The organism is Paenibacillus radicibacter (assembly GCF_024721995.1).
Taxonomy (GTDB): Bacteria; Bacillota; Bacilli; order Paenibacillales; family NBRC-103111; genus Paenibacillus_AM; species Paenibacillus_AM radicibacter.
The window spans coordinates 206,073-216,521 of sequence record NZ_JANQBC010000012.1 but is presented as its reverse complement, the minus strand read 5'-3'; the positions used below and the strand labels follow the sequence as shown (position 1 = coordinate 216,521).

10 protein-coding genes, 1 tRNA gene and 2 rRNA genes are annotated in these 10,449 nt (G+C 43.4%); all 13 read left to right on the top strand.

All coding sequences use genetic code 11. The annotated features are described in order from the left end of the window. Nucleotides 1–187: ribosomal RNA gene (locus tag NV379_RS21110) — 23S ribosomal RNA — on the top strand; the annotation flags it as partial. 83 nt (nt 188–270) lie between these two features. Further along, nucleotides 271–387: ribosomal RNA gene (gene rrf / locus NV379_RS21105) — 5S ribosomal RNA — on the top strand. A gap of 602 nt (nt 388–989) precedes the next feature. Then, entirely contained in the window at nt 990–2,177 is a 1,188-nt protein-coding gene (locus NV379_RS21100; RefSeq protein ID WP_258209328.1) for a putative glycoside hydrolase, read from the top strand. A gap of 144 nt (nt 2,178–2,321) precedes the next feature. Beyond that, nucleotides 2,322–3,779 carry an IMP dehydrogenase gene (guaB, locus tag NV379_RS21095; protein ID WP_258209327.1) on the top strand — a complete coding sequence of 486 codons (1,458 nt, stop codon included), beginning with the start codon at nt 2,322–2,324 and terminating at the stop codon, nt 3,777–3,779. 193 nt (nt 3,780–3,972) lie between these two features. Further along, complete coding sequence (locus NV379_RS21090) at nt 3,973–5,214, top strand: D-alanyl-D-alanine carboxypeptidase family protein (RefSeq protein WP_258209326.1); 1,242 nt, start codon at nt 3,973–3,975, stop codon at nt 5,212–5,214. A gap of 150 nt (nt 5,215–5,364) precedes the next feature. Next, nucleotides 5,365–6,246 carry a pyridoxal 5'-phosphate synthase lyase subunit PdxS gene (gene pdxS, locus NV379_RS21085; RefSeq protein WP_258209325.1) on the top strand — a complete coding sequence of 294 codons (882 nt, stop codon included), beginning with the start codon at nt 5,365–5,367 and terminating at the stop codon, nt 6,244–6,246. A gap of 47 nt (nt 6,247–6,293) precedes the next feature. Beyond that, the gene (gene pdxT, locus NV379_RS21080; RefSeq protein ID WP_258209324.1) at nt 6,294–6,857 is read left to right on the top strand and encodes a pyridoxal 5'-phosphate synthase glutaminase subunit PdxT; all 564 of its coding nucleotides are present in this window, start codon (nt 6,294–6,296) and stop codon (nt 6,855–6,857) included. 139 nt (nt 6,858–6,996) lie between these two features. Continuing rightward, nucleotides 6,997–8,295 carry a serine--tRNA ligase gene (gene serS / locus NV379_RS21075; protein ID WP_258209323.1) on the top strand — a complete coding sequence of 433 codons (1,299 nt, stop codon included), beginning with the start codon at nt 6,997–6,999 and terminating at the stop codon, nt 8,293–8,295. Nucleotides 8,296–8,381: 86 nt separating this feature from the next. Further along, nucleotides 8,382–8,466, top strand: a tRNA-Ser gene (locus NV379_RS21070). Between the two features lie 257 nt (nt 8,467–8,723). Continuing rightward, the gene (locus NV379_RS21065) at nt 8,724–9,647 is read left to right on the top strand and encodes a S66 peptidase family protein (RefSeq protein ID WP_258209322.1); all 924 of its coding nucleotides are present in this window, start codon (nt 8,724–8,726) and stop codon (nt 9,645–9,647) included. Between the two features lie 72 nt (nt 9,648–9,719). Then, nucleotides 9,720–10,067, top strand: coding sequence for a hypothetical protein (locus tag NV379_RS21060; RefSeq protein WP_258209321.1), 348 nt, complete (start codon nt 9,720–9,722; stop codon nt 10,065–10,067). A 3-nt stretch (nt 10,068–10,070) separates the two neighbouring features. Continuing rightward, nucleotides 10,071–10,217 carry a hypothetical protein gene (locus NV379_RS21055; protein ID WP_258209320.1) on the top strand — a complete coding sequence of 49 codons (147 nt, stop codon included), beginning with the start codon at nt 10,071–10,073 and terminating at the stop codon, nt 10,215–10,217. Nucleotides 10,218–10,266: 49 nt separating this feature from the next. Then, nucleotides 10,267–10,416, top strand: a complete 150-nt coding sequence (locus tag NV379_RS21050) for a small acid-soluble spore protein P (protein ID WP_258209319.1) — start codon at nt 10,267–10,269, stop codon at nt 10,414–10,416. Nucleotides 10,417–10,449 lie beyond the last annotated feature (33 nt).

Genomic DNA, 10,449 nt, shown 5'->3' with positions numbered 1-10,449 from the left:
AGGAGCACCGCTGGGTAGCTATGTACGGAGGGGATAAGCGCTGAAAGCATCTAAGCGCGAAGCCCCCCTCAAGATGAGATTTCCCAATTAGTAAGACCCCTTGTAGACGACGAGGTTGATAGGTTGGAGGTGGAAGCGCGGTAACGTGTGGAGCTGACCAATACTAATAGGTCGAGGGCTTATCTAAAATAACGAATTTAATTCGTAAAACTGCTTTACACTTCAATTCGCATCTAGTTTTCAAGGCATAAGCCTTGTACAATTAACTTGTTTGGTGACGATGGCGAAAGGGAACCACACGTACCCATCTCGAACACGACCGTTAAGCCTTTCAGCGCCGATGGTACTTGGACCGCAGGGTCCTGGGAGAGTAGGACGTTGCCGAGCAAAAGAGAAAAAGCTGTTACTCCTTGTGAGTAGCAGCTTTTTTGTGTGTTTTGCAGAGAAATATGTTGTTACTTCTTATAAGTAGCAACTCTTTTTTGTTATTAGGTCATGTTATAGAGGCTAATTGTGGTTAATAAAATGTTTGAGGATGCAGATAATTGGTTATTTATTGAGTGTATTTTTTCGGATTGTTGTAAATTTATTGAAGTAGCACAGCTTAAAATTGGAAATGAATTTGTTCGGATAAGATGGTAGTAGGTTTACTTTTTAAAACAAGAGTCTTCTTAATTTCCAATCGTCTAACGATCACATAAAATATGAAGCATTTTTATAAGTTTTATAAGGGAATATATAGGCAATTATGATTCTGCTTTGATGAACAACAGTAATAAATATTAGATGGAGTTCAATATGTACAATTCAGCTGGTAGTTTATTTAATAAAGTTGAAAAGAGGCATGTTTGAGTTACTTGCTATACAATCCCACTTTTATTCAAAAATAGGACTGGTAATTGTTCTCCTTATATCCATTAAAAAGTACAATTACCGATTACAACTCTGATTCCCATCATGTACATACTACCTGCAAGGAGGCGGGTAGGATGAGAACATTTACAATACATAAACATAATTGGTTAGCAGCATCTCTTGTTCTGGTTCTGTTGCTATCTGGTTGCTCGCTTAATCGTCCAAAAGCTGAATCGGATCAGAATAAACCAATTAAAATTAATCAACAACAAGAGGCACAACTAACTCCTGAGGAGCGCATGGGGCAGCAATTTACTGCAACCGCGAAGAAAGAGCGCCCTGTAGTTAAGGGAATCTATGTTTCGGCTTATGTTACACAAGGGAAGAAGCTAGATTCTCTTCTAACGATGATGAAAACGCATGGTTTAAATACGATGGTAATTGATGTGAAGTCGGACATGGGTCAAGTCATGTATGATTCCAATGTAAACCTTGTTAATGAGATTGGGGCAGATGTTAATCCGGTAATTAAGGATCCTAATACATTAATTAAGTCTTTGAAGGATAAAGGAATTTATTTGATTGCGAGAATTGTGGTGTTTAAGGATTCATTTATGACGAAAAAGCGCCCAGAATACGCAATGGTTAAAAAAGAGGACGGCACGATATGGAAAGATCGAAAGGGAGCTCGTTGGCTCAATCCATATAAGCAAGAGAACTGGCGTTATAACTTGGATATTGCCAAAGAAGCTGTAGCTCACGGGTTTGATGAAGTTCAGTTCGATTATGTACGTTTTCCGGAGAACGGTAAAAGGGTAGACCGTGAAGTAGATTTTGGCGTAACGGATGGAAGATCGAAGGCAGAGACAATTGCTGCTTTTATCGACTATGCACAAAAAGAGTTAGGACCACACACACATGTATCTGCCGATGTGTTTGGGCTAACAACTTTTACGACACAAGATGGTGGGATCGGTCAGGATTGGTACAAGCTAAGTCCAACACTAGATGTGATATCACCGATGATTTACCCTTCACACTATAACAAAGGGTTCTATGGGATTGGTAATCCTAATTCTCAGCCCTATGCGCTTATTAAACAGGCTCTTAGCGATGCGATTAAGTCCAATGATAAACTAACCGCTCAGGGCAAGAAGGGGGCTGTAATACGGCCGTGGCTGCAGGATTTTACTGCATATTGGATTAAGCCTGTCCGACCTTATACGGAAACCGATATACGAGAACAGATTAAAGCAGCACATGAAATGGGTATCGATGAATTTCTATTATGGAATTCACAGTGCAAGTACTCTTTTAAATAAAATGGGATAGCAAGAAGTCTTTATTAAAACTGAATTTTCTGTAATTAAAACGCTGGCGAGATATGCTTGACATGAAAATTGACCTTTTGTTAAGATGGAAAGAATAATTTTGAGGCACGACTAAATAAGAGGGGGAACTGTCCTGTGTGGGAAGCAAAGTTTGCTAAAGAAGGTCTAACGTTTGATGATGTGTTACTCGTTCCAAGAAAGTCGGAAGTGTTCGGTAAAGAGATTGATATTACGACTCAACTAGGACCTCATGTGAAATTGAATGTCCCATTCTTGTCTTCAGCAATGGATACAGTAACGGAGTCCAAGCTTGCAATTGCGATTGCTCGTGAGGGTGGTATTGGGATTGTTCATAAAAACATGTCGATTGCACAGCAAGCTGAAGAAGTGGATCGCGTAAAAAGATCGGAAAGTGGCGTTATTACGAATCCATTCTCCTTAACTCCAGAACACTTGGTGTATGATGCAGAAGCATTAATGTCCAAGTATCGCATCTCGGGTGTGCCTATCGTAAATGAGAATAAAGTGCTAGTTGGTATCTTAACGAACCGTGACCTTAGATTCATTCATGACTTCAATACGAAGATCAGTGATGTGATGACAAAAGAGAACTTAGTAACAGCTCCAGTCGGTACGACGCTTCAAGAAGCTGAAGGTATTTTGCAAAAGCACAAGATTGAAAAGCTTCCACTCGTGGATGAAAATAATGAGCTTAAAGGTCTAATTACAATTAAGGATATCGAAAAAGCGATTCAGTATCCTTTTGCAGCTAAAGATAAATATGGCCGTCTACTTGTTGGTGCGGCGATCGGCGTATCCAAGGACGGTATGGAGCGTGCAGCAGCACTAATTGAAGCAGGTATCGACCTAATCGTCGTAGACTCAGCTCACGGTCACCATGTTAACATTAACAACATGGTAAGAGAGCTTCGCAAGCAGTATCCAGACTTACCTATCGCTGCTGGTAACGTAGCAACAGGTGAAGCAACTCGTGACTTGATCGAAGCAGGGGCTTCCATCGTTAAAGTCGGTATTGGTCCGGGTTCGATTTGTACAACCCGTATTATTGCAGGTATCGGCGTACCGCAAATTACAGCTATCTATGACTGTGCAAACGTTGCACGTGAGTACGGTGTACCTGTTATCGCTGATGGCGGTATCAAGTACTCTGGTGACATTGTTAAAGCGATCGCAGCTGGCGCAAGCGCGGTGATGTTAGGAAGTATGTTCGCAGGTACGGAAGAGAGTCCTGGTGAGCAAGAGATCTTCCAAGGACGTCGTTATAAAGTGTACCGTGGTATGGGCTCGATCGGTGCGATGAAAGAAGGTTCCAAGGATCGTTACTTCCAAGAAGGTGAATCCAAATTGGTTCCAGAAGGTATCGAAGGACGTGTTGCTTACAAAGGACCTCTAGCAGATACGATTTATCAATTGATTGGCGGACTTCGTTCCGGTATGGGATACTGTGGTGCTCGCAACATTAAAGAGCTCATCACAGATACAGCGTTCGTACGTATCACAGGTGCAGGCTTACGTGAAAGTCATCCGCATGATGTTCAAATTACAAAAGAAGCGCCTAACTACTCACTATAAAATAGAAATAATTGGATATAGAAAGCAGGGATTTGATGTCGAATCCTTGCTTTCTTTTTTTTGCATATGGGGGTATGGTAAAATATAATCTAAATCTGATACTAAATAGTAGGAGAGTGGGAATGAAGTGAGTGTTGTGAAGAAAAATTGGAAAAAAAGGATTGCATTAGTATTAACTTTTTGTATGTTGCAAATGGTCATTTTTAATATAAATGGCTCGAAGATTGCGAATGCGGAGGTAGCATCCTCTCCGCTTAGTATTGAAGCAGAATCAGCGATTCTTATTGATGCGACATCTGGTCAAGTGTTGTTTGAAAAGAATGCTGATGCGGCTCGTGAGCCGGCTTCGATGACGAAGATGATGACAGAGTACCTTGTACTTGACGCGATTAAAGAAGGCAAACTTACGTGGGACGAGCTAGTTAACACGAGCAAATATGCGTCGTCTGTACTTGGCTCTGGTCAAATGATCGCAGAAAACGAGAAGCTTCCTGTAAAAGATATGTTCGCCTTAATGTCCATTTACTCCGGTAATGACGGTTCGGTTGCACTTGCGGAGCGAATTGCAGGCGGTTCAGAGGACAATTTTGTTAAAATGATGAATGATAAGGCTAAGGCAATCGGAATGTCGGACAAGACTTCTTTTAACAATGTCACGGGTCTAAATCGTGAAGATCTGAAAGAGTATGCCTCCAAAACATATACAGGCGAAAACTTGATGACAGCGCGTGACGTTGGAATCTTAGCGCAAAACTTACTTAAGGATCACCCGGAACTTTTAAATTATACGAAGATTACATCGCAAAAGTTGAGACCGGCAGACAAATCACCAATGACGAACTGGAACTGGATGCTTGAAGGCTACAAAGACAGTACGTACCGTAAGGGTTACGCTTACCAAGGTCTTGATGGACTGAAGACAGGTCATACAGACGAGGCTGGCTGGTGCTTTACGGGTACAGCTGAGCGTAATGGACTTCGTTTAATTACGGTAGTAATGGGCGCGAAGACAGAAGCGAAGCGTTTTGATGAGACACGTAAACTCATGGACTATGGATTTAACAATTTTGAAAAGAAACAATTAGTGAATGAGAAGACTGCACTTGATGAAGCAAAAGTAGCTTCTGTTACTAAGGGTGTTGAACTTGAAGTTCCACTTGTAACGAAAAACGGTCTATCCTACATCGTTCAAAAAGGTGAAGCAGCAACTGAGTTTAAAGTGGAAACGACTCTTGTAGAAGAAGGCAAGCGTATAGCTCCAATTAAAAAAGGTGATGTGCTAGGTACAGCAAAAATTACGTACAAAAACCACACGCAAACGGTTGATTTGATCGCAGATGCTGATGTTGAAAAGGCAAGCTGGTGGCGTTTGATGTTCCGTGCAATTGGTAACTTCTTCTCAAACCTATTCTCGGACATTAAAAGCTTATTCTAGTGGGAAATAGTGTGTCATATATCACTTCAAATACTGGAATAATGGTTGTATAAAAATAGGCGTTCATGTAAAATGTGTGTTTAGAAGTTCACTATCGGTAGATTATTCTGACGATGGATGTTGCACATATGGAGCAGGGGGTATTGGGGAATGGAAACAGGTACATCTCGCGTTAAAAGAGGAATGGCTGAAATGCAAAAAGGCGGCGTCATTATGGACGTTATGAATGCGGAACAGGCGAAAATCGCTGAAGCATCAGGTGCGGTAGCAGTAATGGCACTTGAGCGCGTTCCATCAGACATTCGCGCTGCTGGCGGTGTTGCACGTATGTGTGATCCGACAATTATGGAAGAAGTAATGAAGGTCGTTTCTATTCCGGTTATGGCGAAAGCTAGAATTGGTCATTATGTGGAAGCAAAAATGCTTGAAGCGATGGGCGTAGACTACATTGATGAGAGTGAAGTATTAACGCCTGCGGATGAAGTTTTCCATATTAACAAGAGTGAATTCACTGTACCATTCGTTTGCGGTGCAAAAGACATTGGTGAAGCGCTTAGACGTATTGGCGAAGGCGCATCGATGATCCGTACAAAAGGCGAGCCAGGAACAGGTAATATCGTGGAAGCAGTACGTCATATGCGTACGGTACAAGCTCAAATTCGTAGAATTCAAGTGATGAGCAAAGATGAGCTAATGACTGAAGCGAAGAACTTAGGCGCTCCCTATGAGCTAGTCCTGCAAGTACACGAGACGGGTAAATTGCCAGTTGTAAACTTTGCTGCAGGTGGTGTAGCAAATCCAGCAGATGCTGCGCTTATGATGCACCTTGGATCTGACGGTGTGTTCGTAGGATCGGGTATCTTCAAATCCGATAATCCAGAGAAGTTCGCAAAAGCAATCGTACAAGCGACAACTCACTACACGGACTACGGCTTGATCGTGGAAGTATCTAAGAACTTGGGTACACCAATGAAAGGGATCGAAATTTCCAAGCTTCAAGCTGCTGAGCGCATGCAAGACCGCGGTTGGTAATACGAGGTATGCATCTTGGCTGAGCTTAATAGGAAAGGTAGATCGGTATGAAAATTGGTGTGTTAGCCTTGCAAGGGGCAGTCGCGGAGCATATTCGATTGATTGAGCTTGCGGGTGCAGAAGGCGTTATCGTGAAGAAGGTCGAGCAGTTAGATGACATAGACGGCATTATCTTACCTGGCGGGGAAAGCACGACAATGGGCAAACTCATGAATCTGTATGGATTTGTGGATGCCCTTCAGGCTTTCGCTGCAGCTGGTAAGCCGATTTTCGGTACATGTGCAGGCATGATTCTACTTGCGGGTGAAGTTGCAGGTCAGGATTGGTCACACCTAGGTCTAATGAATATGCGTGTTGCTCGCAATGCGTTCGGCAGACAGAGGGAAAGCTTTGAGGCGGATTTGACGGTAGCGGGAATTGAAGAGCCTGTGAGGGCAGTATTCATTCGTGCGCCGCTCATTGAGGAAGTGGGCGAAGGTGTTGAAGTGCTTGCGACGTACAACGAACAGATCGTAGCAGCGCGTCAAGGCAACTTGCTGGCGGCATCCTTCCATCCAGAGCTGACAGATGATTATGCGATGCACACATATTTTATAAATATGGTAAAATAGATCGTATCTAATGAATAAGCACTTTCTCCGCTCTTATGAGTGGGGGGTGCTTGTTCGTAAGTCAGGGGGTATGAGCGAAATCGTACCTCGTCACTTACCTTTGTAAGAAAAAATAAATTAAATTCCAGGAGGTATCTCCTTGTTTGACGTAAAATTGTTGAGAACCGATCTTGAAGCGGTTCAAGTTGCGATGAGTCACCGTGGGAAGCAAATTGAAGAAATTAATTCTTTTACAGAAGTCGATGTAAAACGTAGAGAGATGCTACAAGAAGTTGAGCAGCTCAAAAACCGTCGTAATACGGTTTCGCAAGATGTTGCGAAGATGAAGCGTGCTGGCGAGAATGCGGACGAGCTCATTGCAGAGATGAAGGTCGTTGGCGATCGCATTAAGGAATTAGATGATGAAATTCGTGTGCTGGATGAGCGTTTGCAAAGCATTCTGCTTGTCATTCCGAACATGCCGCATCCAAGTGTACCTGTAGGTAGCTCGGAAGAGGAGAATGTGGAGATTCGCCGTAATGGTGAAACACCGAAGTTTGATTTTGAACCGAAAGCGCATTGGGAAATTGCTCAATCTCTAGGCATTCTAGATTTCGAAGCAGCTGCTAAGGTAACAGGTTCACGCTTTGTGTTCTATAAAGGTCTTGGCGCACGTCTAGAGCGTGCTGTGATGAACTTTATGATGGACTTACACAGTGATGAGCATGGTTATGAGGAAATGTTGCCTCCGTATATTGTAAACCGTGATTCCTTAACAGGAACGGGGCAATTACCGAAGTTCTCGGAAGATGTGTTCAAGATCGAAGGAGAATCGGAATATTACCTCATTCCAACAGCGGAAGTACCTGTTACGAATTATCACCGTGATGATATCGTGCCAGTTGAAACATTGCCGGTTAATTTCGTAGCATTCAGTGCTTGCTTCCGTTCTGAAGCGGGTTCAGCAGGCCGCGATACGCGCGGTTTGATCCGTCAGCATCAGTTCAACAAGGTTGAGCTTGTGAAAATTGTAAATCCAGATGAATCCTATAACGAGCTTGAGAAGCTTACTGCCAATGCAGAAGAAGTGCTTCGTCGTCTAGGCTTGGCATACCGCGTATTAACGCTGTGCACAGGTGATCTTGGCTTTACAGCAGCTAAGACTTATGACCTAGAAGTATGGTTGCCTAGCGCGGATGTATACCGTGAGATTTCTTCATGCTCGAATTTTGAAGATTTCCAAGCACGTCGTGCAAACATTCGCTTCCGTCGTGATTCGAAGGCGAAACCAGAGTTCGTGCATACGCTTAATGGTTCTGGTCTTGCCGTTGGCCGTACGGTAGCTGCGATACTTGAGAACTACCAACAAGCAGATGGATCTGTTCGTGTGCCGGAAGTCCTAATCCCTTATATGGGCGGCGTAAACGTTATTTCGGCAAAATCCGACAAAAACATCTAAAATAACGGTTGATTATATTGTAACTGTTATGCTATAATACATTTTGTCACTGCATGAGGAAGAATCACTCATCCTTGTGCTTTTATGGAGAGGTGGTCGAGTGGTTTAAGGCAGCGGTCTTGAAAACCGCCGAGGTGCAAGCCTCCGTGGGTTCGAATCCCACCCTCTCCGTACAAACCACAGACAAAGGAGCGAACTTAGTTCGCTCCTTTGTTGCATCTATAGGGATGAGAACCCACGGGAGTAGGGACGTCGGAGCATAAGCTTCAGTAGCGTTACATTGCAGTCCCGAGCGTGAGGGCATCTCACCCTCTTAAAAGAAGTCCAGCCGTCATGGTTGGGCTTTTTTTATTTGGGATGAGCAAAATGGGCACATGACTCATATTTTGTAATAGAGATGCTTATTGTACGGAAATGGGGTTATGTAAATGGCAATCAAGGCACCGATGCTAAAGCCAGGTGATACGATTGGGATTGTCACATTAGGCAGTCCACTTGACGCACAGACGATAAATAGTCGAATAGAAGTACTGATGCAAATGGGGTTCAAAGTGAAGCTTGGGAAGCATGTGTATGCCGACAATGGTTTTCTAGCTAGCTCAGCACTTAATCGAGCATCGGATTTGATGCAAATGTTTGCAGATGACGAGGTTACGCTTATTTTGGCAACTCGAGGCGGGGTTGGGGTATCGGATATTCTACCTTACTTGGACTATGCTTTTATACATGATCATCCCAAAATTGTATCTGGATTTAGTGATATTACTGCATTGCTGCAAGCGTTGTACGAGTATGCGGATTTAGTTTGCTTTAACAGTCTGATGCTAATTGATTTTAGGATGACGACACCTGCCTATAACTTTGATCAGTTTTTTGCCGCGACATCGACGTTGCAAGCACCAAGACTGATTCAGAATCCTCCAGAAATTCCACCAACACAAAGTTGGATTCCAGGCAATGTAACGGGCCCTATAGTTGGTGGCAATTTAACTTCTTTTGTGGGGTTATTAGGTACACCATTCGATGTGGATACACGCGGTAAAATCTTATTCTTAGAAGAGACTCATGAACCCGTAAATACGGTGTATCGTTATTTAAGTCAATTGCGATTGGCGGGGAAGTTCAATGACTGTATTGGTATTGTGATGGGGGAGTGCTCAAACTGTGAGCAAGCATATGGTATAGATTATGGGCAGTTATTATACGGGTTTCTTATGCCGCTAGGTAAGCCGTTAATGACACACCTAGCCTCAAGTCACGGTTACTTTAAAGCGTCAATTCCTATTGGGGCGATTGTAAACTTGAATACGTATACGAATACACTTACGGTATTGGAGACGACGGTGGAATAGACGAATACTTGTAAAAAGAAGGTGCGGTTAAAGCGATGTAAACCTACGCATGTTAAATGGTGCGGAGGTGTAATGACAATGGATAAACCTGCAATTCGAGGGGAGCAGCTTGCTCATGCTTGGGCAGAAGAGCTTCCGAAGCATATGCCAAATTCGGATCATGCAAAAGTGTGGGCAGATGAGCACGACGACCAAACGGTAAGGGTGCATATGGTCAATGAAGGACGAAGTTCGTATACATTCGATTTCAAGTGTACGTACGTGGACTCACGTGAAGTAAAGGTCGATCTAGTTGATGTTGAGCGAGATCGTGAGCACATTGATGAGCATTCGGATATCGTGCAAGAGTTGATCCAGACCGATGTACGACACATTCATGAATGTGCGCAAGCGCTGCGTGATCTTACCCATGGAGGCTAACCAATGACGAAGTCTAAATCTAGAGATAAGAATTTGCAAAATGTCGTAAAGGATCTGAACCAGCCTGATGTTGGTGCTCATGGTGCTCAGCAGCGTCAACAGCATACGAATGATCGTCGTCACCAAGACTTGGTGAACCACGAGGAGTAGGCTTTACAAGGCTGTACGTTTATGAATTAGCATAGAGGGAGGTGTGCACATGTCCAAGCCTAAGTCTGTTGCTACTGGCGCGCCAGAAGGCAGTCAGCGTAATAAAGAGCGTGAAACAAGTGGACCGATGGAGCCGTTGTCGGGTTCCCATAAAGTGAAGAATCGTAATCATACTCACCACAAGAATGGTGAGGGTTAAACTGAATTATTTTTCAACAATCATGAATAATGT

Excerpts from the sequence above, each read along its gene's own strand:
- pdxS (WP_258209325.1), top strand. The coding sequence starts at position 5,365 with ATGGAAACAGGTACATCTCGCGTTAAAAGAGGAATGGCTGAAATGCAA.
- pdxT (WP_258209324.1), top strand. The coding sequence starts at position 6,294 with ATGAAAATTGGTGTGTTAGCCTTGCAAGGGGCAGTCGCGGAGCATATT.
- NV379_RS21055 (WP_258209320.1), top strand. The coding sequence starts at position 10,071 with ATGACGAAGTCTAAATCTAGAGATAAGAATTTGCAAAATGTCGTAAAG.
- NV379_RS21060 (WP_258209321.1), top strand. The coding sequence starts at position 9,720 with ATGACAATGGATAAACCTGCAATTCGAGGGGAGCAGCTTGCTCATGCT.
- NV379_RS21090 (WP_258209326.1), top strand. The coding sequence starts at position 3,973 with ATGGTCATTTTTAATATAAATGGCTCGAAGATTGCGAATGCGGAGGTA.
- NV379_RS21100 (WP_258209328.1), top strand. The coding sequence starts at position 990 with ATGAGAACATTTACAATACATAAACATAATTGGTTAGCAGCATCTCTT.
- NV379_RS21050 (WP_258209319.1), top strand. The coding sequence starts at position 10,267 with ATGTCCAAGCCTAAGTCTGTTGCTACTGGCGCGCCAGAAGGCAGTCAG.
- NV379_RS21065 (WP_258209322.1), top strand. The coding sequence starts at position 8,724 with ATGGCAATCAAGGCACCGATGCTAAAGCCAGGTGATACGATTGGGATT.